Consider the following 24,105-nt stretch of genomic DNA (forward strand, 5'->3'; position numbering starts at 1 on the left):
AAAAGGGATTGTTATACATCTAATAAAATTAATGTATTTCTCAATAGACAAGTTGATTTTTTATAAAAATTTATCAGTCAGAAACTATTAATTTTCTTACAGTATGGATAAGTATACATAGAGATTAACTATTTCTATGAAACGAAGAATTATCATAGTGGATAAATTACGATTAAAATATATGACAAATTTAATAAGTTGAAAGCGACATAATGGGTCAACCTATTTTATTGTGTTAAATGAATGAAATTTGCCATGCCTAATAATAAAAAATACCATGCATAAACATCATTACACATGGTATAAATTTATTTTACTATTTATTTAATTTAGAACAGTGAAACTTAAAACTTCATATCTTCATTTTTAAACAATTACTTGTAAAAGTGTTATGAATTCTTCTAAATAATTATGGTTGAATACGAGAACTTTGTAAACTCTTCCGAATTTTTTCAATTGATTCGGTGTTTTTCTTCTGATCCGTTAACATCACATTAATATAAATGAAGTCCATAATACTAATATATGCCAATCTTGCCATTAAAGCTTCGGTTCGAAAGGCAGATTCTTCGGTGGTGATAATCACTGTTTCGTCCGCTAATTGTGCGAGATTCGATTGACTGATACCTGACAAAACAATGAGTTTCGCTTTATTTCGTTTTACTTCTTCTGCTAAAATATTTGATTCTCTAGTCATACCGGAATGGGAAAAGATAAAGACACAATCGTTTTTTCCCATTTTGGTGGTATAGGATAATTGCATATGATAGTCCTGAATATAATTGACATGGTGTTTGGAACGCATAAATTTATGGTAACTATCATAAGCCACAACCGAGGAACCACCAAGCCCAAAGAAATGAAGGGTGGTAGATTTATTTATTATTTCTAAAATATGATCTAATTGTTCTTGTGAAATACTATAACGAAGATCGAGCAATGCTTGGACATTCGAGTTTAGAACTTTCATTGCAATATCATAGGTAGTATCTTTTTGATCAATATCATGATAATTACTTAAAAAGTTATCATTGCGAATTTCAGAAATATTCTTAACTACTGACATTTTAAAATCTTGATAGCCTTCAAAACCTAATTTTTTTATAAACTGAAATATGGAAGACTTAGAGACATTGATATAAGTAGCTAATTCATCTAAAGTCATTTTACCGATTGAATCATCAGAGTTAATTAAATATTCTGCAATTTGCTGTTCAATCGTGGTTAAGGAACTGCCTAAAGCTTTAATTTTACGTTTTAGATAATAATTGGTTATATCATCATTCATAATGTTCCTCCTTTCTTATTCGTTCTAATTAAGATTATTATACTAAAAATAAACAATATTTAAAAGACAACGAACTAAAAATAAAATTTATTTTTGAAAGAGTTTACAAAAAATATTATTTATTGTATAATGAATTTGAAATAAAAGGCTTCCATGGAGGTGTAAATAACATTTTGTAGTCGGATGAGATTTAAGAAGGAGAGTAAGATGAATAATTATCGTATTGCAATTGTTAATTCAAGTAGTTATGGGCGTATATTTCCTGAACACATTGAACGTTTAGAAGAAATTGGTGAAGTTGAGCGAATTGATGTAGGGAGTGATATTGATGGAAAAGCGTTAGCAGAAGTGTTAGCACCATTTAACATTGTGATTTCAAGTGTAACGCCGTTTTTTACAAGGGAATTCTTTGATAATAAAAAAGATTTACTTCTTATCAGTCGTCATGGAATTGGTTATAACAATGTCGATTTAGAAGCGGCTAAAGAATGCGGAACGGTTGTTTCGATTGTTTCTCCTCTAGTTGAACGTGGTGCAGTTGCTGAGCAAAACATTACGAACTTACTGACAGTAATGCGTAGAGTGACTGAATCGAGCAAAGCAGTTAAATCAGATCATTGGGAAGACCGAGCAAGTTATGTGGGACGTACTTTATTTAATAAGACTTTAGGAGTCATTGGCATAGGCAATACAGGAAGTTGTGTTGCAGAAATTGCACGTTATGGATATAAATGTGATGTTTTGGCTTATGATCCTTATAAGTCACAAACTTATATCGAAAGTTTCGGTGCTCATAAAGTTGATTTTGAAACATTACTTAAGCAATCTGATGTCATCTGTTTATGTGCGAATTTGACAGAAGAAAACTACCATATGATTTCTACTGAACAAATTAATTTAATGAAAGATCATGTGTATCTTTCAAACTCAGCTCGTGGTGCGTTATTAGATGAAGAAGCAATTGTCGAAGGACTTGCTTCAGGAAAAATTGCCGGTTTAGCAACAGATGTATTAGAAGTTGAACCAGGTCGAGGAAATCACCCTTACTTACAATTTGATAATGTCGTGATGACACCGCATACAGGGGCTTATACTTTAGAGTGTTTAGAAGGCATGGGGTTAAAATGTTTAGATGATGTTGAACGGATTGTGAATGGGAAAGTCCCACATACAGCAGTCCAAACAGTCATGAAATAAGGAGATTTGATAACCATGTTAACAGACTTACAGGTAAAAATGGGGCCGTCATTTTATCAATATCATATTGGTGCACTTCAAATTATTCCTAAGCTCTTAAAAGAATATCATGCAGAAAATATCTTAATTGTGCATGGAACTATTTCTTGGGAAAAGGCAAAACCATTTTTAAGCTTTATTGATAATTTTGAAGGGGATATCACCTATCACCAATACACTGGTGAATGTAGTTATTATGGCGCGGGCTTAATTAAAGATATTGTTGAAAACCAAGCAATTGATTTCATTATTGGTGTTGGCGGTGGGAAATTAACCGACTTGGTAGGTTATGCTGCTCATATTGCGAACGTACCTTTCGGGGTGGTACCAACCTTAGCAAGTAATTGTGCTCCTTGGACGCCACTTTCTGTTATGTATAAAGAATCAGGTGAATCTGAAGGAAAATCAGAACATTTCTTAAGACAGGCTGCTTTTCTAATTACTGATCCAGAGCTCGTTATTGATTCACCTGTTGAATATTTTGTAGCTGGTTTAGCGGACACTATTGCAAAATGGTATGAATCCGATGCAATTTTAAAACAAGATAATTTACAAAAAGAAAATTATTTACAACTTGCTCAACACATTACCGTATTATCCAAAGATCAAATCTTAAATGATGCGGCCAAAGCAATTGAAGACATGAAGAAGCAAGTCATTAGTGATGAATTCTATCGTTTATCAGAAATTGTCTTTGCGATTGCCGGTATGGTGGGTGGCTTAGGAGGTAAATATTCTCGTAATGCAGCAGCACATGCCATGCATGATGGTTTAGGAAAATATTATCCAGCCGTTAAGAAATATTTACATGGCGAAATTGTTGCTTATGGTATTCTTTATCAAATGGCTATCGAAAAACGTTGGGCTGACATTGATGAATTATTACCATTATATAATGAATTGAAATTACCGAAATCATTAAAAGAAATGCATATTGAGATTGAAGAAGGAGAATTACTCGATAATTTAGTTGAATTTATCGACAGCAAAGAAAAAGTTCATTTAATTCCTCTTGAAATCAATCAAAGTGTATTAAAATCAGCAATATTAGAATTAGAAAATTATATAAATAAATAGGAGGTTTTACTATGGAAACATTATCAGCAATGCAAAGTTTACTCATTGCGATTTGGGTTGCCGCTGTTATGTCTCGTGGATTAGGTGGGATGACCTTAACGCTTCGTTTCTCCCCATTAATGACTGGTTTTATTTGTGGGTTAGTCATGGGAGATGTGAAACAAGCAATGATTATTACTGCCGGACTACAATTAATTTATATGGGGGTATTCTCTCCAGGTGGTTCAATGCCACAAGAACCAGCTGTTGCAGCTGCGATTGCCGTACCGGTTGCTTTATTAAGTAAAATGAACGTGGAGTCAGCGATTGCGGTAGCTGTGCCAGTTGGATTATTAGGATCATATTTATATCAATTCCGTTTCTTCTTAAATACCTTTATAGGTAAAATGACGGATACAGCAGTTTTAGAAAATAATATTAATGATAAGAAAATCAGTAGAACGGTAATAGCTTATCCTACGATTGCATCATTCTTATTATTCGTTCCGTTAATCTTTGTTTCACTTTATTGGGGTGCACCTGTTATCGCGGACTTTATGAATAAGTTAGAAGGAACAGTCTTCATTCATATCCTAACAGTAGTAGGTGGAGGCTTAGCTGCGATTGGAATTGCAACTACGATTTATGTTATTGGACGTAAAGACTTATTAGTCTTTTTCTTCTTAGCATATTTCATTTCAGTTACACTTTCTTCATTAGGTATCACAATGGTAACATATGCAATCTTCGGTATTATGATAGCAATCATTTACGTAACTGCTCGTTCAGCAGGTGGAAAAGAAGCAAAGTCAACAGCAAGCTCATCTGAAAGTGGAGACGCCTTTGATGATGGATTTGACGATGGTTTCGACGATGGATTTTAATTAGAGGAGGTAAAAACAATGGAATTAACTAATAAGGAAATAAAACAAACAACTCAAAATTCAAATTTAGCTCCTGAGAAAATTACAACAAAAGATGTTACCAAAGCTTATTTAAGATGGCATTGGGCTAATGAGATTCCCCACTCTTTTGACCGTTATCTTGCAGCCTCATTACTATATGCATTAATGCCTATTTTAAGAAAATTATATAAAGATGAAGAGCAATTAAGAGCGGCATATCAACGTCAGTTATTATTCTTCAATACTCAATTAACATGGGGTGGTGGAGTTATTACTGGATTAATGGCTTCAATGGAAGAACAACGTGCGTTACAAGAATACAATGGTGAAGAAGTGACCGTTTCGGATGATTTACTTTATAACACGAAAGCCGGTTTAATGGGAGCTTTAGCAGGAATTGGAGATGCGATTGACTCTGGTACTATTCAATATATCTTCATTGCCATTGCAGTTCCATGGGCTCAAGCGGGATCTGGATTAGGTGCAATCATTCCATTTATCTTGTTTGCAACTTATCAATATTTAATTGGTTTATTCTTTGCTCGTTCATCATTTAAATTAGGTCGTGATGCAGGAGATATTTTACAAAGTTCAGGATTACAACAAATTATTGATGTGTTATCTATTTTAGGGATGTTTATGATGGGAATTTTAGCAGCTAACTATGTTAAAGTGTCCTCTTCACTTGCTTTTAACATTTCTGGACGCGATTTTGTCATTCAAGAATTATTAGACAAAATTTTACCTGGTATCTTGCCGCTAGCTACCGTTATGTTTGTGTATTTCTACTATCAAAAGAAAGGATTAAAAGTTACCAATATTCTATTAATCCTAACGGCTATTTTAGTCGTGCTAGCAGCAATTGGTACTCTATAACAATAAAAGGAGTAGTAAATTATGGGACAAATAAATTTAGCACGCGTGGATGAGAGATTGATTCACGGACAAGTAATGATTACCTTATCTCAACGAAGTGGAGTTAACTCCATTTTTGTGGTGGATGATGTTGTAGCAATGGATAAGTTCATGCGCGAAATCTATATGTCAGCAGGAAGTCGTACGGGTCAAAAGACAATTGTCACGACAATGGATCGCATGAAATCTTACTGGCACGATTACAATTTAAAAGATTATAACTGTATTTTATTAACAAAATCAGTTAAATCAATGTACGAATTAGTAAAAGACGGAGTAGAAATCAAAGAATTGAATATCGGTGGTGTTGCTGAGAAAGATTCTTCGAAAGATATTCGTGTAACTAAAGCCGTATATATTAATCAAGAAGATGCAGAAATGTTAAAAGAAATGCATCAAAAATATGGTGTTGAAAATATTTATTTCCAACAAACACCATCTGCTGAAAAACATAGCTTAAAAGAAGTTTTAGGGAAATTTAACATCAAATTATAGAAAGTCGGGATATTATGAATCAAAGTGAGGAGCGTTTAAAAGATTGGTTATTTCGTTATCGTACTGTCTTTAATAAGCGACAATCAACCGTTCAAATCAATCGATTTATTCATTCTTTTGTTAAAGATGTCTATCAATTTCGTGAAGATATCGAAGTGAAAGAGCTAACGAATAATGAACAAGATTTTGGCAAAATTATCATTGTAGGAAATCCTAAAAAAGCAAGACAAGTAGTTGCTACCTATTATGATACACCGAAACAACACTTTGGTTCATATGATTTTTTTAATGTGAAAGAGCAAGAGAGAAAAACCTTTCAATATATCATGCTGTCGGCTGGATTGTTATTTTTAGGCGGTTTAATGGCACTTTTTATGTATTTAAAATTTAGTCAATTTGCCATCGATTTTAGAGACTATAAAACTTGGTTAGTAAGTATTACATTAATGGCTTTTTTCTGGTTAGCTAGTAAAGTATCGCGTGGCATCAGCCGTCGTAAAAATGTGGTTCGTAATACTTCTTCAATTCTTGCTATACTGGAATTAATGTACCATCGAAGAGACTCTGGAATTGCATATATTTTAATTCCAAATGGAACATATGGTTTTGAACAAATAGATTTAATAAAACAGTTATTTGTTAAACGAGGCGAACTTTATTATTTAGACTCTATTGGTAGTCATAATGCATTATATTGTTTTACTCAGTCTGAAAACGAACAAGAAAAATGTCAGCGTTTCGGTATAAACACACAAGATGGTGTGAAACACTATCATTATATAATCAGTTCAAAAGAATCAACGGGAAATTATTATTTAGATCGTGATGATTTAAATTCGACAGAGGTCAATTGGAAGAACATTAATACGATTATTGCTTATTTTAAAGGAGGAAATTAAATGTTTGGCATTGTAATAGCTTCTCATGGAACATTATCCCAAGGATTAATCGACTCAGTTGATGTTATCTTTGGTAATACAGAAGGACTAGTAGCTTGTGTATTAAAAAAAGGACAAGCAATCGAGGAATTAGGTGACGATATTGCAAAAGCAATACAAGCTGTCAATCAAGGAGACGGTGTCCTAATATTAACCGATCTATTATCTGCGAGTCCATATAATCAGTCATTAATGACCATAAATGGATTAGAGGATCCATTGAAAAGTAAATGTCATGTGCTATCAGGAGTTAATTTGCCGATGTTAATTGAAGCTGTTAATCAACGATTAATTGGTACTTCGATTGAAGAAGCAATAGAGTCAATTCAAACACAAGCAACCTCAGGTATCAGTCATTGGCATATTAGTCAATTAGCTGAAGAAACAACGCTTGATGAAGATGGCTTTGATGATGACTTTTAGAAAGGGGAGATTTCATGAAATGGTCTTTTAGATGGTACGGTAAGGATGACAATATTCCGATTGAACATATTCGTCAGATTCCACAAATGCATGGAGTAGTTGGGACATTGTTAAATAAATTACCAGGCGACGTTTGGGAAATTGAAGAAATTGAAGCTTTAAAAAAACAAGTGAATGAAGCAGGACTAGAATTACATGGAATTGAATCTGTATCGGTTCATGATGCGATAAAAGCCGGGACAGCAGAACGTGATCAGTATATTGCTAATTATATTCAAACAATCCGTAATTTAGGACAATGTGGAGTTAAAGTCATTTGTTATAGTTTTAAACCGGTATTTGGCTGGCTAAAAACAGATTTAAATTATCAGTTTGAAGACGGTTCATATGGATTAGTCTTCGATCAAAGTGTCATTGATGGTATGGAACCTACAGAAGTCTTTAATCACGTCCAAAAACAAACCGGAGGATTTAAACTATCTGGTTGGGAGAAAGAGCGCTTAGACAAATTCGAACGTTTAACAAAAATGTATGAAGGCATTACGGAAGAACAACTCTTTGAAAATTATAAGTATTTTATAGAGTCGATTATAGACGCTTGTGAAGAAGCAGATGTCTATTTAGCGGTTCACCAAGACGATCCACCTTGGGAAATTTTTGGTTGGCCAAGAATTACTAAAAATGCGGAAGACTTACGTCGCATCTTATCGATCACTGATTCAAAACATCATGGCTTAACGATTTGTACCGGTTCTTTAGGTGCAGATCCGAATAATGATATTCCAGCTATCATTCGTGAAATGGGGGATCGTATTAATTTCGTTCATTTTAGAAACGTTCGCTATTTAGGTGACAAACATTTTGCGGAAGTAGCGCATTATTCACCTGAAGGTAGTTTAGATATGGCTGAAATAATGAAAGCTTTGGTCGAAGTAGGATATGATGGGATTATTCGCCCAGATCACGGCCGGGCTATTTGGGGTGAAGTATGTCGACCAGGTTATGGTTTATATGATCGTGCCATCGGTATTGGCTATATGCAAGGCTTATATGAAATGTGTAAGAAACAATTAGCAGAATAAAAATTTAAGGAGTAAACCAGACTAACAGTTTAATGTTGAAAGATGGTTTACTCTTTTTTTGAAGGGTGATACTTGATGAAAAACTACTATGAATGGTTATCGATTAATCCTGAATTATCGACTAAAGAAATTCAAACATTGATCATACAGAAGCTTCAAACTATCAATCAACAACAAGTTTTAGGAGAGATCAGTAACATTATTTATATCGAGACCATTAATCAATTACGTCAAGCTCAAGAGGTTTTTAAAGATGAACTATCAAGACAGCAATATGATGCTGAATTATTACGATTAAATCAAAAGAGAACTGCTAAAATATCGGATATTCGAGTAATAATAAAATCTAAAATTGAACAGCAACACGATAAAACCGTTAGTAAATATCGTTTGTGGCAAAAGTTACTGATTATAATAGGGATTATCATAACTTTTATAACTTCGATGGTCACGGTTGGTATAAAAGCATCCTTCATTTTTTTAGCAATAGCATCAGTCTCGTTATTATTTGTGATGGTCTTGATTCCTGTTTTTCGTAAATTACAACTTGACCAAAGACATCCAATTTTCAAGTTTGGTGCGATGTTCGTTATCTTTATAATATGGTATTATTCCTTACAATTTCTTTTGAATGTAGTACAATTATCAGTAACAGAGCTTGAGCAAATAGGGAACATTCTTATCTATTGTTTGTTAGGTTGTTTAATTACTGGATTATTTTTAGAATGGTTTATTTTTCAAGAAGAAATTAAGTTTGAAGATAGTTTACGTGAAAGGCTAGAAAAGCAAAATATGAAAATGGATTCGAAGGAGGATACAGTTTGAAAATCAATCAAATAAAATTAGCAATTTTTGATATGGATGGTACCTTATGTAATACAGAAGATATTCATGCTAAAGGATGGGATGATGCCTTTAAACATTATGGATATGACTTTGGACTCGATTTCGTTAATAGCATGCGTGGTAAAAGTATTGTAGATAATAATCGTGTGATTACCGAACGTACTGGTGATCCGGCTTTAACTCAAAAAATGCGAGAATATCGTGAAGCTTATATTTTGGAAATGATTGCGACTAATCAAGTTCAATTAATGCCAGGAGTTAAAGAAATTTTGGAAACATTAAAAGAACACAATATTCCAATAGCTATTGCGACGACTTCCTACACTGAAAGAGCTGAGAAAATTACGGGACAGCTAGATATTCAGCATTATTTTTTAACTAAAGTATATGGCGATATGATAACTCATCAAAAACCTAATCCTGAAATTTATCTCAGAGTGTTAGAAGAAACCGGATCAACACCAGATGGAGTAATTGCAATTGAAGACTCTCCAACCGGTGTTACTGCTGCTCGATCAGCCGGATTAAAAACTTATTTTATCAATGACTGGCTTACTTTGGATATAGATGATTCAGGAGTAACGTCTTATAAGAATATGCATCAATTATTGGATGAACTCTTATCCTAATTTGTGCTAAAATAATATTATAAAACGAAATATAAATTCTAGGTAATCATATCAAATAACATAGGAAATTAGGTGTCACAATGAAACAACTAGAAAAACAACAATACGATCATACCATTCACTATTGGTATGAAGTCGACCTTATGACTGAACATGAATATGGGCTAATCTTTAATACAAATACAGATACCATTCCGACTTTAGTTGAAACGATTAAAAAGGATATTGAAGCGGATAGCGAGGATAACCAGCATTTTTGGTATTTTGGACGTACCCTTGATGATTTGGTCTTGATGGTGCGTTATGCACATAATCAGTTTATCGTGCAAGTAAATGTGAAAGACTTTGAATTTGCCTTATGTTTAGACGAGCAAATTGGTTGGAAACAAGAGTTTTTAGCACAATTGACAGCATAAAAGGGCTATTAATATCGGTCGTGAGGCCGATTTTTTTATTGGTATTGTTCGGTAATATAGACTTAACACTTTATATTTTTTAGTACTCAAGAAGGGGCCCACGCCTGAACCCGCAAGACCTTATAAAAGACTTTGTGTGCTTTCATACTCAAAGTCAGGGCCTTGAACCCCCATACCAAAGGCGCCAATTCGTATAGTCTTAGTTCTTGGTATGGTGATGTATTCTAAGGAAAGGCTTTAAACTTCCATGCCAAAAGGTGTCATCCCTATTGTTTTAACAATTTTTAAGCATTCGTACCCAATGTCCTAAGCATTAAAAGTCAAGAAAGATGATTCCCTTCACATTCGATCAGCTTTTTAAGATATAATAAGAGTGTGAATGAATCAGTAAAGGAATGATGAAATGAATAAATGGTGGCAAGATTTAAGTCGCTTATTAAAATGGCTCTTGTATTTCTTAGTGGCCATCTTTACCCTTTTTATTGTCAACCAATTGATGTTGACATATCAGTTCTTTAGCCAATTACTGCATCCGTTAATGGGCATGATTGTTGCAGGACTGTTATTATTCGGCCTTGTTTATCTGGGCTTTAAAATATACAAAATCTGGGGACAACAGCCCGAAATTGTTGAATTAGCAGATGATGCTAGTGAAGCAGAATTTCATATTTATTTGATGAAGGTCAAAGAAATCTTACAGGACAACCCTAATTTAGCGGATTTTGATTTTGATCAAACAGAGATGCCATTATCCAGTGTGATTGATAAAGCCTTTATCCAATTACATGAGCGCTCTTTACCATTAATCAAGGAAAATGCGAATGCGATCTTTCTTTCAACCGCTATCTCACAAAATGGTGTTTTAGATAGTTTTGTTGTATTATTTTCGCTCCTAAGAATGGTATGGCAATTAAGTAATTTTTATCAAACAAGACCTACTTTAAAAGGCATGGTCAAATTGTATATTCAAGTGGCATCGGTCGTTTTAATGGCTCGCACGATTGAAGATGCTGATTTAATTGAAGGACAAATGGAACCTTTAATTACCTCGGTGATTGGCGAAAGTATCGCTTCAGCCATTCCAGGGATGGTTCCCATCACCAATTTAGTTGTCTCCAGTTTAATGGAAGGGTCGATTAATGCCTTCTTAACATTGAGAGTTGGCTTAATTGCCCAGACCTATTTAGGAATGGATCGCAACGAAGAGAAAAATAAAATTCGCCGTAGTGCGTCCGTTAATTCAATTAGCTATATGGGAGAAATCTTATCCAATAATAGTAAAGTTGTTGTGAAATCCGTGGGTAGTGCTGTTAAAAATGCCGGTAGAGGTTTCATACCTAAGAAATGGTTTTTTGAAAAATAAATTAAACGATAATGAGTCTAAATAGCACCGATAAATATGGACTTTCTATTCAATTTTTTTAACGGCTTATTGCCTGTATGGTACAGGGGATAGGCCGTTTAATTTTTGTCCTATCTTTGATTTGACTGAACTTGTTGCTCTTTGACAAATGATGCGAGCTTGTTATTTTGTTCTTTGACAAATAGTAAGAGTTTGGAAAATGTTGTCGTTCAACCAAGTTGTATTGAAAGACTTTTTTACGGTCTAATCCTTACGTTTTGCTGATGTTCTCCCATGAGAAAATGTCGCAAAGAATGTGCTTGCACCCCCTGTAAAATGATATAATAAAATTAGATTTTAAATAGAAAGTGGGGAAAATGATGAGAAAATGTTCGTTGTCAGTCGTTTTTATGTTGCTTGTTTCTTTGTTTTTGACTAATCCAGTGAATGCCGCTGAGTTGACCATTCGAGAAGGCTATTATCAATATACCGGTGAATCGATGGTTGAAGGCATTTCAATTAGCGATAATCAAGTCATGTTAATATATGACACTGCAACCCAAGTCGAAGAAGATCCATTGATTTCATTATTATTAAAATGGGGCTATGCTGTCAATAATGGTTTAACTGGTTTAATTGATCCCAATATGAAACCATCAGAAGAGCAACGAGATGATTTGCCATTGATTGAATTAATCGCCTATGACCAAGCAGCACCTTTTCCGAAATTAGCCATCGTCATTCATCAACCTTCACTTTATAATGACGAAAATATATTAAGAATACGGGTGGGCAATAATACTCAATTTGAATGGGAATTCAATATTGAAGAGAATGGCGATTTAATTGATAAAGACGGCCATACCTTTACCTATGTGGAAGAAGGTGAAGCCGCATCGACAGCAGATACTCATGTAACAGATGACGCAGAGACTTCACAAGAAACAAGTGAAGACTAAGTAATTGTTGACACCATAATTTCGGGTGTGGTCCAGTAGTAGAAATCGATTAAATTTCGTTTCATCTGTCTAATCCTGCCAAGTTGGAAATAGGCATGAAGTAGAAAATTAAAGCATACTCGCTTTATTTGTTCAAATCTTGCAAAGTTAGGATTGTTTAACTCATCACTTTCGATGGTGAGTTAAGCAATCCTTTTTGTTATTTTCAATTGGATTGTGTGTCACGCATGATGGTAGTTGCCACTCAAGCCATGTTCATCTAGAGCTGATTGTTATTCTCTATCAGTTAACGATTTTATTTTCTTTGAAAAATTGTTAAAATAGAGTCAGTATGAAAGGGGAATCAGTATGGGATTATTTGATTGGTTTAAAAAGAAAACATCGAGCGAAAAATCAGCTGAGGAGTCATTAAACACTAATACACCAGATGCCAACCCAGTCCATAAAATAGTGACACCTGGGTTACACTTATCAACACATAAAACGACTACAACCGATCCATCGATAGAAGACATCCAATCGGCCTTAATCATGGCAGTGAATGCCTATGATGAATATGTGTTATTAGAATGGATAGATGACACAAAGCAGAAGACATATTTATATGGTGTCGGCTTTGGCACGACCTATCATATAGAGTATCGTCCTAAAAACGGGCAAAAAGGCTATGCTTATGTTAGAGAAGGGGTGCCACTTGAAGAAGCGCAACAACTTTATCTTGCTTTTAAAATGTCCCATCAAGTTACCATTGATTTTCAATGGCAATGGCTGGAAGTGGAATAAACGAAGGAGTAAGGGCGCTAATATTGGAGACTGGTTGTGTAGAAGATAGCTATCGCTTAAATTTAAGATTGCTTGTAGTTGCTTCGACAGAAGCCAATCTTTGTAGGAAAATGCTGCAGTTAGGTTGAAGCCAGCTTTTTAGTAGAGGAATCCTGTCACATGTTTTAAAGCCTATTTGTGTAAAAGACCTGATGTCGTTTCGTTGGGGGTTCGTCTATGTAGAAAAATACGGTCACTTCGTCAAAAGCCTGTCTATGTAAAAGACCTGATGTCGTTTCCTTCTAAGTTTAATTTGGCTCGCCGTAATGCGAGCGACGTCTACGTAGAGGTTGTTGTCATTGAGATTGCTAGTTAGATCTATAAACTGCAAGACGTTCAAGAAATTTGGGCATAAACTTGATTGCATTGATTTAGATGACACCCAAAATCTATCGTCAGATTTAGTGCAACGAGTAAGAATCCTTAAGCGATTTAACAGCTACTTATCATGTTAAGATGTTTAAAACTTTATTAAATTGCTCCATGTTAAAGCTTTGTAAAGGCTTTTCTTAGTGAGTTTTGTTATACTTAATATATAATATTGCTATATTGAAGGAAATTGTTAGAACAATCAAGATAGGAAAGGAGCATTATCTTAGACAGCTAAGATAAGAACAAGCCAATGAAAAAGAAAAGATTATTTGGATTAGCCGCTTTAATGGTTGTGCTAGCAGGGTGTGATGGGACCTTACCTTATACTTCTACTAATACTTCTTATAATAATACAGCTAAGCAATATTCAGAATCTTCAAGTGATTATTATTCTGAAAGTCAACAAGTGAGTTACGATGCCTATGGCACGTTAGAAACGAAAGACTATGATAAAGATGCTGAAAGTGTGATGAAATTAATTACCGATAATGGCGGTATTATTCAATCACAAGATTCAAATCATGCGACTAACTATTATACCGACTTTGTAGGGACGGAGTTATCTGTTGTGGCAGAGATTCCGAAAGATAATTTTGAAACAGTTGTGCAAGCTTTGAAAGAGAATTATCATGTTCAATCCTTTAATATTTCAAGTCGCGATGTGACGGATGATATTGAAAATACTGGCGAAACCCTTGAAGTGAAAAAAGCTCGTTTAGATGAAATTAATAAGAAATTAGAAGACGATAATTTACGCTTTAGCGAACGTGAAGAGTTAGAAGCCGATAAAATTGTTTTAGAAGATGAAATCCGTGCTTTAGAAGAACAGCAAACTCAACAAACTGAATCAGTAGATTTCAGTACGCTTACTTTATCCTTACGTGAAGTAGATTATTTTACTTCTGAAGGTTTACCTTTCTGGTTACCATTTGCGAGAGTCTTTAAAAACTTCTTCTTTATCTTAGCATGGGGACTAGTAATTGGATTAGTAGCTGCTTTGTCAGTGACGCCCTTTATATTTGTCGCTTCAGTGGCATACCTATTAATCCGCAAACATCAATATAAGATGTTCCATAAATTAAAACATAAAATGGGTATCAATCAAGAGTTTAATTCAAAAGAAGGATCCGTTAAGGTAGACCGCAACAACAATATTTTATTAGATGGTGATAAATCACCCGTTGAGGAACCGAAAGAATAATTAGACTGTGTTGAGATGGTGAATTATTACTCATCAGAGAACCGAGCTTTAGGTAGAAAGTAGGCGTTAAAATGGCAAAATTTGCCCCAACTGGACAGACAGTTGCAGAAGTAATTGAAAGCTTACCCTCTGATAATAAAAAAGCCGATGCGTATGAATTATTAGCATTATATGAGCGAGTTTCGGGCGAAGATGCTGTTGTTTGGTATCCTAATATAATTGGCTTTGGTCAATATCATTATGTGTATGATTCAGGACACGAAGGGGAAGCCCCCTTATTGGCTTTCTCACCGCGAAAAGCGAAAATCAGTCTGTATCTCGACCAAGATTTTCCTGAACGTGAGGAGTTATTGGATAAGCTAGGTAAGATTAAAAAGGCTAAAGGCTGTGTTTATGTTAATAAATTAGCTGACATTGATATGAGCGTTTTAGAAGAGCTATTGGAAAAATCATTAGCATATACCAAAGCAAAATACGATGTTAAATAAGTGAGTTTTGAGCCACACACCGAGGGAAAGGTGTGTGGTATTTTTAGTATTTGAAACACTCACTCGTCATCTCGCTAGGATTTATTCTCCATAATGCACAAGGATTTTCAAGCGAAAAATGGGACTAAATTTGTTACAATAGAAATTGTGAAATAAGCGTTTACTAAGGAGGAATAAAATGGAACAAACTAAAAAATGGTGGCAAGAGGTTGTCATTTATCAAGTCTATCCAAGAAGTTTTTATGATACCGATGGTGATGGCATTGGTGATATTAATGGTATCACTGAAAAATTAGATTATTTAAAAGAATTAGGGATTGGTGCGATTTGGTTATCACCAGTTTATCAGTCTCCTAATGATGATAATGGTTATGATATTTCGGATTATGAAGCGATTATGGAAGAATTCGGAACGATGGAAGATATGGATCGTTTAATTGCAGAAGCAAACCAACGTGATATTAAGATCGTGATGGATTTGGTGGTCAACCATACTTCAGATGAACATCGTTGGTTTATCGAAGCGAAAAAAGGTAAAGAAAATCCATACCGTGACTATTATGTTTGGGCAGATCCAAATGAAGATGGTAGTGCACCAAATGATTTACGTTCAAACTTTTCTGGCTCTGCTTGGCAATTCGACGAGGACAGTGGTCAATATTACTTACATTTATTCAGTAAGAAACAACCAGATTTAAACTGGGAAAATGAAAAAATGCGTCAAGAAGTTTATGACATGATGAATTTCTGGATTGATAAAGGAATCGGTGGTTTCCGTATGGACGTGATTGATTTAATCGGGAAGTTACCAATGGAAGGTTTAACGGTTGATGGACCAAACCTACATCCTTATTTACAAGAAATGAACCAAGCAACGTTTGGCAAACATGATTTATTAACGGTAGGAGAGACATGGAGTGCGACTCCTGAAACTGCCAAATTATATTCAGGTGCTGACCGCAATGAATTATCAATGGTTTTTCAATTTGAACATATTTTATTAGATCAACAAGAAGGTAAAGAGAAATGGGATTTAGCCCCCTTACAAATTAAAGACTTAAAACGCGTCTTTGGAAAATGGCAAGTTGAATTAAAAGATGAAGGTTGGAATTCATTATTTTGGGAAAACCATGACTTACCGCGTGTGATTTCACGTTGGGGGAATGACAGTGAATACCGTGAGCGTAGTGCTAAATTATTTGCGATTCTCTTACACATGTTAAAAGGGACACCGTATATTTATCAAGGTGAAGAAATTGGCATGATTAATACACCTATTAGCGATATTAGTGAAGCTGATGATATTGAATCGGTGAACTTATATCATGAACGTCTTGCAGCAGGTTATGATAAGGAAGATATTTTAACGTCGATTAATACCAAAGGACGTGACAATGCTCGCCGTCCAGTTGCTTGGACCTCAGAGGACAATGGTGGCTTTACAACCGGCACACCTTGGTTAGCATTAAATCCTAACTATACTGAGATTAATGTAGAAGACACCTTAAAAGATAAAAATTCAATCTTCTATACCTATCAAAAATTAATCCAATTACGTAAAGACAATCCAATCGTCGTTTGGGGTGATTTTGAATTATTGGATACAGCGGATGATGTCTTCAGTTATTACCGTGAATATGAAGGTAAGAAATGGTTAGTCGTGGCGAATATGAGTAATGTAGAAAACTCATTTAGTACGAACGACACTATTAAAGAAGTGATTATCCAAAATATGGATCAAGACTATACAAGTCTACAAGACCTAACCTTAGCCCCTTGGGAAGCTTTTGTAGTGGAAATAGCTTAATAATTGAATAGATAATAAATAACAGCCACCAGTTGGTCTCGAAAGAGAATGAACTGGGGCTGTTTTTTATATGAAAAAAGGGATAGTGGTGGAAGGGGAATGTAAAATGTTATTATAATGTTTTGTATTTTTGAAACGAAAAAGTGAAAACTTAATAGAACAGTCTTAAAATTAATGGTCCACTTTTAAAATATTTTGAATATTTAAGAAAATCGTAAAAAATCTAAAAACTGTTTGCAAACGCTATTGATCCATAATGAGAAATGTGATCTAATTGAATTTAAAGAATATGTTTAAGGGGTTAATACAATGGAGGAAAACTTATTTCAGTTTTCGAAGATTGATCATTTAGAGAATTTTATGTTTGATCAATCTTTAGAAGAATTTCGAAGTACCGTTGTACAAGATGGTGGTATTTCAGAAAGAACGATTCGAGAAATTATTCAAAATTCGATGGATGCAAAAAATGACCAAATTAATGAACCGGTGATTGTTAACTTATCAATTTCAAAAGTCGCTAAAAAAGATCTTCCAGGCATTGATGAACTGTTTTCCAGAATAAAAGAATTAAAGCCTGGTAATTCTTATTCAAAAGAAACAGTAGATCACATGAAGTTACAGGAGGATTTGAAAGAAGTATTAGTTTTGACTGCCTCTGATTCCAATACCAAAGGCTTAAGTGGTGTTGATACCATTGATGGAGGTACTTACGCCATATATGCCTATAACAAAGGAGTACATGGAAAAGTTGAAAATACTCAACTAGAAGATACACGAGGAGGTTCTCATGTCATTATCAATCAATCATCAAGATATCACTCAATTATCAGTTGATGCCATTGTTAATGCAGCCAATACCGAACTCTTAGCGGGCGGTGGGGTTTGTGGTGCGATCTTTAAAGGGGCAGGGTATGATGCGATGACAGAGGCTTGTCGTCCTTTAGCACCAATTAAAACAGCTGAGGCTGTAATGACACGAGGTTTTAATTTACCAGCTAAGCACGTGATTCATGCGGTGGGGCCTATTTATAACCAGTACACGCCAGAAGAAGCGAAGTGTTTATTAGCTCAAACCTACACAACTTCATTACAAGTGGCAGTTGATTATCAGTTAAATTCAATTGCTTTTCCGTTAATTTCGAGTGGGATTTATGGTTATCCAAAAGAAGCAGCTTACCAAGTCGCAGTCGAGACCATTGAAGCTTTCTTGACTGAGTATGATTTAGACGTTTATTTAGTCTTGTTTCCATAATTTTAGGGAGTGGGCAGACGAAGCAAAATTATTTATTTTCTACTTCTTGCCCACTCCCTTTCTTTTATTATTGTGAATCCACCGAATTTCCTTATCCCCATTTCACTATCTTTTCTCCTTAATTTTAACTGTTCATTTCGGACAGTTTTCCAATAAAAAAATTGCCATATTGAATCGATTTTAGATAATTTTTTTATTTTTTGTGTAAACAATGCTGAAGTGATTCGAAATCGACAGGTAGTTCACTTTTTCAATCCAAATTAACCGTTTAATTAATGAAATATTAGAGCTTCCTCACAGCATTTTAATCATCAACAATCTGGTTATGACACGCTTCACACACTTCAATTTTCTTTCCCCTTACGTTTTTCACTAAGTATTTCCAACTGAATCTTTGTGCAATCATTCAAATCATCTCCTTTGATCTTATTTTGAATCATTCCTAAAGCATTGAATAAAGTCTTAAAATTAGCTACTATTAAAGATGTGAAAGCGATTAATATTTTATAGATGGGAGTGTTGACCATGGGGAGACAAGTATATACTTTAACGCAACAACAATTAAAAGTCGTGGATCAAGCCTTATTAAATAAAGAGACTGCGATTAAAGGTCCAGCGGGTAGTGGTAAGACTTTAGTAGCGATTAGTATTGCCAATCGTTTAGCTGAAGAAGATGAATTAGCACTTCCACTGGATGGCGAACCTCTGCCAATTGTTTTAACAACTTTTACCAATGCCTTGGTCAATCATATCCGGCAAGATTATTACTTAGATGATATAAAAGTGATGACCGTACACCGAGTATTGAGTGATTTTATTCGCAAAAATGGAGGGAAAGTTAAATTTGCTTCGCGAAAGTTAAGAGCCTTTTTAGAAAGTCATCTCGATACCAAACGTTATAGTGTCAGGTTTATGGAAGCCGAATTTGCCTTTATTTATGGCAATGGCTTGAAGAAGCGTACGGATTATTTACAAGCAGTACGAATAGGACGTGGCCGAGGCAATCTCGATCGTGAGTATGTGTTTGATTTATTTGAACAGTATCAAACACTACTCACTAAAAATAATGAGTATGATTTTTCAGATATTGGCAATCTAGTGTTAGAGTTCATTGCAGAAAATGACACGTCACCAACCGTAAAGCATCTTATTTTAGATGAGGTGCAAGATATACCGAAGACATGGATTTGGGCGCTACAACAGATTACCCAAGATAAGATGGTCTATATTGGCGATGTGGCGCAATCTATTTATGGCAAACGGTTCACTTGGGTGGGCGTGGTAGGTTCAACATTTAGACCATTAGAACTGCAACGCAATTTTAGAAATACTAGACAAATATTTGAGGCAGCCGATTCGATTTTAAAATTTGAATATGTGGTCAAAGAAGCCTCACGACAAGAATATTCGCAAGATATTACCGAGACTCAAGATGAAGGCAATCGTCCGCAACTCTTCTTATTACGCAATGAACAAAGCCAATTAGAACATATTATATTAAAGATAAAAGAGATTCTATCCGATTATCCTAATGAACGGATTTGCATCGGGTTTCGCAAGACGACGGCGTTTAAATTTCGGGTGTTAAAGGCATTGAGTAAAGCTGGTATTGAGTATCAAACTAATCTGAGTCAAGACACCGGGAAGACACCAGTGGTGGTTTCGAGCTTTCATTCGATGAAAGGACTATCGTTTGATCATGTGATTTTAGCTGAGATGGATGATGCCATCTTTGAGGATGCGATTGAAGAAACAGATGCCGATGTTGAGCGACGTTTAGTCTTTGTGGCGATGACACGTGCGCGTAAGACCTTGAGCTTATTTGTTGGTAGTGACCAACCGGTTCGCTACTTAACTGAGATTTCTCCAACTAAAATTTTACCGATTGTCTGGAATCCGACAGCTTTTGATACTTTATTTAAAGAGCAGATTCAACGTTTGAATGTGCGTCGTGCCATTTTACGGGAGGAGTTTGAACGCTATACGCATCGGATTGCTGAATTAGAAAGTGAGTTAGAACAAGCGCAATCTGAATTAGCCAAAACACTCGAACAACCGATTAGTCAGGTAGGCTTTGGTAATGAAAAAATATCAAAATTAACCGTTGATATTGAAAACGAGAAGCAACATCAGCTAGAAGTTGAAGCAAAATTAATGGAAACCAAAGTGCAAGACCAGTTGGCGCATAATCAATTGGATTTAGAGCCAGCGACGTATTATTTTAGTGATAATGCGAAGTTATTAATTTTAGGTGGCGATGGTGGTTTTCGTGAGAAGCATTTACCAGGACTCTTAAAAGAATATGGATTTGCCAAAGATGCTTATGAATGGATTCCCTATGATGAAATGAAGCATTTTGATATTAGCACTTGTTATTATTCAACGAAATATTCAGACATAATCGTTGGGGCTACGCCACATAGTACAAAGGGTATTGGCAATAGTTCGAGCTTAATTCAGTTTATTCGTGAACATCAAATAGAATTACCGAAAGTGCATATTTTAGAACAAAATGGTGTGCCAGTAAAATTATCAAAAGAGGATTTTAGAAAGGTACTTCCTAATACAGCCTTATATGGGGCAGTGAAAGGCATTTAATTGATTAAAGTCTCACTTGAAATTGCGATGATGAATCAGGTGAGGCTCAATGTATGGTTAGCCGGGGACGAATCGGGTTATTATAATCGAAATGTCTATTATAATAGACATTTTAGGTTTTGTCTATTATAATAGACAAAAAGAGGTGAGGTTATGCAATATATCGCAATGATTGGCGATGTCATTGAGTCAAAGTCAATTAAGGAACGTCAACAATCACAAGATCAATTAAATCAGATTATGAAGCAATTAAATGAGCAATATCAAACGACTATTGTTTCCAATTTTACTATTACAACCGGTGATGAATTTCAAGCCTTACTGACAGCCAATGCACCATTTTTAAGGATTATGGATGAAATTTTAATGGCCTTTCGACCTTATAAAGTACGCTTTGGCTTTGGTTTAGGCGAGATGATGACTGAAATCAATAATGAAATCAGCATCGGAGCAGATGGGCCGGCCTATTGGCATGCGCGCGCCGCTATAGAGTATATTCACGAAAAAAATGACTATGGAATGACGCAAGCACGAATTGGTCATGAAAACACTGAAACGGTTGAGGATTTGAATCATTATCTAGCGTTAACCGAATATATTCGTAGTAGTTGGGTGACGTCTCAAAATGATTTATTAGCAGTTTTATTGGCTAATGATATTTATCAAGAAGACTTTGAACATCAAATGATTGCTGCACAACTTAATATTAACCCCAGTGCCCTGAGTAAGCGATTAAAGGGGAGTGGTATTAAAGTATATTTAAGAGGTCGCAATACCATTACTGACGCGGTGCATCAATTACTAAAGGAGGAAGAGTAAAAGATGGTTGTACAAGGATTCAATGCTTATTTTAATCAAAATCCTCTGTTAGTATTGTACTTGGTTGTTCATTTTCTAGTCGATTTTCATTTTCAATCACCGTCAATGGCGGATAAAAAAGACAGATATCCGTTATGTTAGTTATCATTTGCTGGTGGTAACACTTGGCTTTGGTGTTCTATTGATTTTCCGGTCAACTTTATTGTCTAGTGTGCTGTTAATTATTATTGTCCATGCTCTAATTGATATGACAAAGTATTTTGTTACACATCGATTAAACTTAACCAATAATCAAAAATTAAGTCTTTTTGTAGGTGATCAATTACTTCACATATTGAGTATGGTGATGATTAACACGGTAGCAGGGAGCACGGTGACGTTACCTGTGTCAACACCATTTTTATTATTAATTTTATTTGGTGTGTTAATAACAAAACCTATTAATATATTATTCAAATTAGCATTTAGTCGGTTCCAATCACCGGACATTAGTTCAGAAGAATCGGTTAAAGGGGCAGGTGCGATGGTAGGAAATCTAGAACGTATTGCGATGGGCATCCTGATGTTACTAGGCCAATTTGCTTCGGTTGGGTTAGTGTTTACGGCCAAGTCGATTGCCCGCTATAATAAAATTTCCAATAGCCCTTCGTTTGCGGAGTACTATTTAATAGGTTCACTATATAGTATTATTGCAGTCTTAATTTGTTATTGGTTATTATTTTACTAAACGGAATTGGGCTTTAAAAGTCAGAAAAAAACAACCAAAAAATTTTCAGTATCTTTAATCAGTCGGCGATGATTCACCCGATGAAACTACTCAACTGAGCGTGGGTTGGAAGACGAAGCGAAAATCCTTCATATTTTTTACTTCTAGCCCACAACCTTATTTCACTCCCATTATTTTTCTATAATAAACTGGGCGAACATTCTTAAACCCCTATCATTTTGATCAAAAATCAACCAAAACGCCCTTATTTTTGAAATGTTTCAAAAATATTTTTGTTATCACTATAAGCTTCTAAAACCTTATGGTATCAATGTTTTTAAGACTTATTCATTTTATCATTTTTCATACAAAATCAGACAATAATCAACTTCATCATTCACAAATTTATCATAATTGATTATAATGATGGTAAACGGATGTCATCGGTTAGTTCAATCAATGAAAGCTGGTTGGAGCCAACAATTGAGATTTTTAGTAAAATTGTGGACTAACCTCGACATTCAAAAATCGATGAGGAGTGATACCATGTATGGTGCATTAGAAGCAGGTGGCACAAAATGCGTTTGTGCTATGTTTGATAACGAAGGACAAATTATTGAGCGAGTAAGTATTCCTACTGAAACGCCCGATATTTCTGTACCAAAAATGATTGCTTTCTTTAAAAAATATCCTGAGATGAAAGCATTAGGGATTGGGTCATTCGGTCCTTTAGGCGATAATGAAGAGTTATCTTCTTACGGTTATATTACAACCACTCCGAAAAAAGGATGGAATAACTATAATTTCTTAGGTGCTTTTAAAGCAGAATTTGATGTACCCATGGCGTGGACTACCGATGTGAACGCGGCGGCTTATGGTGAAATGAAACAAGGGGCAGCCAAAGGATTGGATAATGTCATTTATTTAACAGTTGGAACCGGTGTTGGGGGCGGTGTCGTTGTCGATGGTCATGTAGTCAGCGGCTATGGTCACCCTGAAACAGGCCATATGTTAGTCAGACGTCATCCAGAAGATCAATATGAAGGTAAATGTCCTTATCATGGAGACTGTTTAGAAGGGATGGCTGCTGGTCCAGCAATTGAAGAACGTTGGGGCCAAAAAGGTGTTGAATTAGCTGAAGATCACCCAGCTTGGGAAATGGAAGCTTATTATATTGCGCAAGGATTGTATAATTACTATACTGTTTTAGGTTGCGAGCGATTCATTTTAGGTGGAGGCGTGATGAAACAACGCCAATTATTCCCATTAATTCGTGAGAATTTCAAAAAGTTCAATAATGGTTATTTAGAAATACCAGAATTAGAAAGTTTTATCGTGCCACCAGCATTGGAAGACGATGCCGGTATTACAGGATGTTATGAATTAGCGCGTGAATTACTATCATAATAACGTGTGCACGTTAAATTTTGTGAATGAATTGAGTCATGTAATCAACAATGAATTCAAATAACAATGGGGGGCATGATGAGGCTAGGCGATTAAATTTTGT

At 35.1% G+C, this 24,105-nt stretch carries 24 protein-coding genes and 1 pseudogene; 24 read left to right on the plus strand and 1 reads right to left on the minus strand.

All coding sequences use genetic code 11. The annotated features are described in order from the left end of the window. Positions 1 to 409 precede the first annotated feature (409 nt). Positions 410 to 1,288 carry a MurR/RpiR family transcriptional regulator gene (locus LB888_RS09010; protein ID WP_318752680.1) on the minus strand — a complete coding sequence of 293 codons (879 nt, stop codon included), beginning with the start codon at positions 1,286 to 1,288 and terminating at the stop codon, positions 410 to 412. Between the two features lie 207 nt (positions 1,289 to 1,495). On the opposite strand from LB888_RS09010, the gene LB888_RS09015 reads away from it, so the two are divergent. The 24 genes and pseudogenes from LB888_RS09015 (at position 1,496) to LB888_RS09135 (ending at position 24,002) form a co-directional block, all read left to right on the plus strand. Continuing rightward, entirely contained in the window at positions 1,496 to 2,485 is a 990-nt protein-coding gene (locus LB888_RS09015; RefSeq protein WP_318752681.1) for a D-isomer specific 2-hydroxyacid dehydrogenase family protein, read from the plus strand. 15 nt (positions 2,486 to 2,500) lie between these two features. Continuing rightward, on the plus strand, positions 2,501 to 3,601 hold the full coding sequence (locus tag LB888_RS09020) for an iron-containing alcohol dehydrogenase family protein (RefSeq protein WP_318752682.1): 1,101 nt from the start codon (positions 2,501 to 2,503) through the stop codon (positions 3,599 to 3,601). 11 nt (positions 3,602 to 3,612) lie between these two features. Further along, positions 3,613 to 4,464, plus strand: coding sequence for a PTS sugar transporter subunit IIC (locus tag LB888_RS09025; protein ID WP_318752683.1), 852 nt, complete (start codon positions 3,613 to 3,615; stop codon positions 4,462 to 4,464). Positions 4,465 to 4,482: 18 nt separating this feature from the next. Next, complete coding sequence (locus LB888_RS09030) at positions 4,483 to 5,361, plus strand: PTS system mannose/fructose/sorbose family transporter subunit IID (RefSeq protein ID WP_318752684.1); 879 nt, start codon at positions 4,483 to 4,485, stop codon at positions 5,359 to 5,361. A 21-nt stretch (positions 5,362 to 5,382) separates the two neighbouring features. Then, positions 5,383 to 5,895, plus strand: coding sequence for a PTS sugar transporter subunit IIB (locus LB888_RS09035; RefSeq protein ID WP_318752685.1), 513 nt, complete (start codon positions 5,383 to 5,385; stop codon positions 5,893 to 5,895). 14 nt (positions 5,896 to 5,909) lie between these two features. Further along, entirely contained in the window at positions 5,910 to 6,794 is an 885-nt protein-coding gene (locus LB888_RS09040) for a hypothetical protein (RefSeq protein WP_318752686.1), read from the plus strand. Next, positions 6,795 to 7,256, plus strand: a complete 462-nt coding sequence (locus LB888_RS09045; RefSeq protein WP_318752687.1) for a PTS sugar transporter subunit IIA — start codon at positions 6,795 to 6,797, stop codon at positions 7,254 to 7,256. 14 nt (positions 7,257 to 7,270) lie between these two features. Beyond that, on the plus strand, positions 7,271 to 8,338 hold the full coding sequence (locus tag LB888_RS09050; protein WP_318752688.1) for a mannonate dehydratase: 1,068 nt from the start codon (positions 7,271 to 7,273) through the stop codon (positions 8,336 to 8,338). 75 nt (positions 8,339 to 8,413) lie between these two features. Beyond that, positions 8,414 to 9,163, plus strand: a complete 750-nt coding sequence (locus tag LB888_RS09055) for a hypothetical protein (protein ID WP_318752689.1) — start codon at positions 8,414 to 8,416, stop codon at positions 9,161 to 9,163. Next, positions 9,160 to 9,813, plus strand: coding sequence for an HAD family phosphatase (locus LB888_RS09060; protein ID WP_318752690.1), 654 nt, complete (start codon positions 9,160 to 9,162; stop codon positions 9,811 to 9,813). The genes LB888_RS09055 and LB888_RS09060 overlap by 4 nt, the downstream gene beginning before the upstream one ends. Before the next feature lie 80 nt (positions 9,814 to 9,893). Further along, positions 9,894 to 10,229 carry a hypothetical protein gene (locus tag LB888_RS09065; protein ID WP_318752691.1) on the plus strand — a complete coding sequence of 112 codons (336 nt, stop codon included), beginning with the start codon at positions 9,894 to 9,896 and terminating at the stop codon, positions 10,227 to 10,229. Positions 10,230 to 10,632: 403 nt separating this feature from the next. Further along, positions 10,633 to 11,592, plus strand: a complete 960-nt coding sequence (locus LB888_RS09070; protein WP_318752692.1) for a DUF697 domain-containing protein — start codon at positions 10,633 to 10,635, stop codon at positions 11,590 to 11,592. A 359-nt stretch (positions 11,593 to 11,951) separates the two neighbouring features. Then, on the plus strand, positions 11,952 to 12,530 hold the full coding sequence (locus tag LB888_RS09075) for a hypothetical protein (RefSeq protein ID WP_318752693.1): 579 nt from the start codon (positions 11,952 to 11,954) through the stop codon (positions 12,528 to 12,530). 348 nt (positions 12,531 to 12,878) lie between these two features. After that, the gene (locus tag LB888_RS09080; RefSeq protein ID WP_318752694.1) at positions 12,879 to 13,313 is read left to right on the plus strand and encodes a hypothetical protein; all 435 of its coding nucleotides are present in this window, start codon (positions 12,879 to 12,881) and stop codon (positions 13,311 to 13,313) included. Positions 13,314 to 13,974: 661 nt separating this feature from the next. Beyond that, positions 13,975 to 14,925 (plus strand): DUF4349 domain-containing protein, encoded by a 951-nt coding sequence (locus LB888_RS09085; protein ID WP_318752695.1) that lies wholly within the window; start codon positions 13,975 to 13,977, stop codon positions 14,923 to 14,925. A 71-nt stretch (positions 14,926 to 14,996) separates the two neighbouring features. Continuing rightward, the gene (locus LB888_RS09090; RefSeq protein WP_318752696.1) at positions 14,997 to 15,413 is read left to right on the plus strand and encodes a DUF1801 domain-containing protein; all 417 of its coding nucleotides are present in this window, start codon (positions 14,997 to 14,999) and stop codon (positions 15,411 to 15,413) included. Between the two features lie 178 nt (positions 15,414 to 15,591). Then, a complete protein-coding gene (locus LB888_RS09095) occupies positions 15,592 to 17,220 on the plus strand; it encodes an alpha-glucosidase (RefSeq protein ID WP_318752697.1) in 1,629 nt (542 codons plus the stop codon). 309 nt (positions 17,221 to 17,529) lie between these two features. Further along, a complete protein-coding gene (locus tag LB888_RS09100) occupies positions 17,530 to 18,054 on the plus strand; it encodes a hypothetical protein (RefSeq protein ID WP_318752698.1) in 525 nt (174 codons plus the stop codon). Beyond that, positions 18,008 to 18,472 carry a macro domain-containing protein gene (locus LB888_RS09105; protein ID WP_318752699.1) on the plus strand — a complete coding sequence of 155 codons (465 nt, stop codon included), beginning with the start codon at positions 18,008 to 18,010 and terminating at the stop codon, positions 18,470 to 18,472. Before LB888_RS09100 ends, LB888_RS09105 begins: the two co-directional genes overlap by 47 nt. A gap of 525 nt (positions 18,473 to 18,997) precedes the next feature. Beyond that, entirely contained in the window at positions 18,998 to 21,070 is a 2,073-nt protein-coding gene (locus tag LB888_RS09110; RefSeq protein ID WP_318752700.1) for a 3'-5' exonuclease, read from the plus strand. A 153-nt stretch (positions 21,071 to 21,223) separates the two neighbouring features. Beyond that, the gene (locus LB888_RS09115) at positions 21,224 to 21,889 is read left to right on the plus strand and encodes a SatD family protein (protein WP_318752701.1); all 666 of its coding nucleotides are present in this window, start codon (positions 21,224 to 21,226) and stop codon (positions 21,887 to 21,889) included. A gap of 105 nt (positions 21,890 to 21,994) precedes the next feature. Beyond that, positions 21,995 to 22,199, plus strand: a pseudogene (locus LB888_RS09125) (hypothetical protein); the annotation flags it as partial. A gap of 63 nt (positions 22,200 to 22,262) precedes the next feature. Beyond that, positions 22,263 to 22,616 (plus strand): hypothetical protein, encoded by a 354-nt coding sequence (locus LB888_RS09130; protein ID WP_318753996.1) that lies wholly within the window; start codon positions 22,263 to 22,265, stop codon positions 22,614 to 22,616. Positions 22,617 to 23,141: 525 nt separating this feature from the next. Further along, on the plus strand, positions 23,142 to 24,002 hold the full coding sequence (locus LB888_RS09135; RefSeq protein WP_276649177.1) for an ROK family protein: 861 nt from the start codon (positions 23,142 to 23,144) through the stop codon (positions 24,000 to 24,002). The last annotated feature ends 103 nt before the right edge of the window (positions 24,003 to 24,105 follow it).

The organism is Globicatella sp. PHS-GS-PNBC-21-1553 (assembly GCF_033564055.1).
Taxonomy (GTDB): domain Bacteria; phylum Bacillota; class Bacilli; order Lactobacillales; family Aerococcaceae; genus Globicatella; species Globicatella sulfidifaciens.

What these genes read in the sequence shown, in the direction of transcription:
- LB888_RS09010 (WP_318752680.1), bottom strand. Translation starts at nt 1,288, where the DNA reads ATGAATGATGATATAACCAATTATTATCTAAAACGTAAAATTAAAGCT.
- LB888_RS09015 (WP_318752681.1), top strand. Translation starts at nt 1,496, where the DNA reads ATGAATAATTATCGTATTGCAATTGTTAATTCAAGTAGTTATGGGCGT.
- LB888_RS09020 (WP_318752682.1), top strand. Translation starts at nt 2,501, where the DNA reads ATGTTAACAGACTTACAGGTAAAAATGGGGCCGTCATTTTATCAATAT.
- LB888_RS09025 (WP_318752683.1), top strand. Translation starts at nt 3,613, where the DNA reads ATGGAAACATTATCAGCAATGCAAAGTTTACTCATTGCGATTTGGGTT.
- LB888_RS09030 (WP_318752684.1), top strand. Translation starts at nt 4,483, where the DNA reads ATGGAATTAACTAATAAGGAAATAAAACAAACAACTCAAAATTCAAAT.
- LB888_RS09035 (WP_318752685.1), top strand. Translation starts at nt 5,383, where the DNA reads ATGGGACAAATAAATTTAGCACGCGTGGATGAGAGATTGATTCACGGA.
- LB888_RS09040 (WP_318752686.1), top strand. Translation starts at nt 5,910, where the DNA reads ATGAATCAAAGTGAGGAGCGTTTAAAAGATTGGTTATTTCGTTATCGT.
- LB888_RS09045 (WP_318752687.1), top strand. Translation starts at nt 6,795, where the DNA reads ATGTTTGGCATTGTAATAGCTTCTCATGGAACATTATCCCAAGGATTA.
- LB888_RS09050 (WP_318752688.1), top strand. Translation starts at nt 7,271, where the DNA reads ATGAAATGGTCTTTTAGATGGTACGGTAAGGATGACAATATTCCGATT.
- LB888_RS09055 (WP_318752689.1), top strand. Translation starts at nt 8,414, where the DNA reads ATGAAAAACTACTATGAATGGTTATCGATTAATCCTGAATTATCGACT.
- LB888_RS09065 (WP_318752691.1), top strand. Translation starts at nt 9,894, where the DNA reads ATGAAACAACTAGAAAAACAACAATACGATCATACCATTCACTATTGG.
- LB888_RS09070 (WP_318752692.1), top strand. Translation starts at nt 10,633, where the DNA reads ATGAATAAATGGTGGCAAGATTTAAGTCGCTTATTAAAATGGCTCTTG.
- LB888_RS09075 (WP_318752693.1), top strand. Translation starts at nt 11,952, where the DNA reads ATGAGAAAATGTTCGTTGTCAGTCGTTTTTATGTTGCTTGTTTCTTTG.
- LB888_RS09080 (WP_318752694.1), top strand. Translation starts at nt 12,879, where the DNA reads ATGGGATTATTTGATTGGTTTAAAAAGAAAACATCGAGCGAAAAATCA.
- LB888_RS09085 (WP_318752695.1), top strand. Translation starts at nt 13,975, where the DNA reads ATGAAAAAGAAAAGATTATTTGGATTAGCCGCTTTAATGGTTGTGCTA.
- LB888_RS09090 (WP_318752696.1), top strand. Translation starts at nt 14,997, where the DNA reads ATGGCAAAATTTGCCCCAACTGGACAGACAGTTGCAGAAGTAATTGAA.
- LB888_RS09095 (WP_318752697.1), top strand. Translation starts at nt 15,592, where the DNA reads ATGGAACAAACTAAAAAATGGTGGCAAGAGGTTGTCATTTATCAAGTC.
- LB888_RS09100 (WP_318752698.1), top strand. Translation starts at nt 17,530, where the DNA reads ATGGAGGAAAACTTATTTCAGTTTTCGAAGATTGATCATTTAGAGAAT.
- LB888_RS09105 (WP_318752699.1), top strand. Translation starts at nt 18,008, where the DNA reads ATGTCATTATCAATCAATCATCAAGATATCACTCAATTATCAGTTGAT.
- LB888_RS09110 (WP_318752700.1), top strand. Translation starts at nt 18,998, where the DNA reads ATGGGGAGACAAGTATATACTTTAACGCAACAACAATTAAAAGTCGTG.
- LB888_RS09115 (WP_318752701.1), top strand. Translation starts at nt 21,224, where the DNA reads ATGCAATATATCGCAATGATTGGCGATGTCATTGAGTCAAAGTCAATT.
- LB888_RS09135 (WP_276649177.1), top strand. Translation starts at nt 23,142, where the DNA reads ATGTATGGTGCATTAGAAGCAGGTGGCACAAAATGCGTTTGTGCTATG.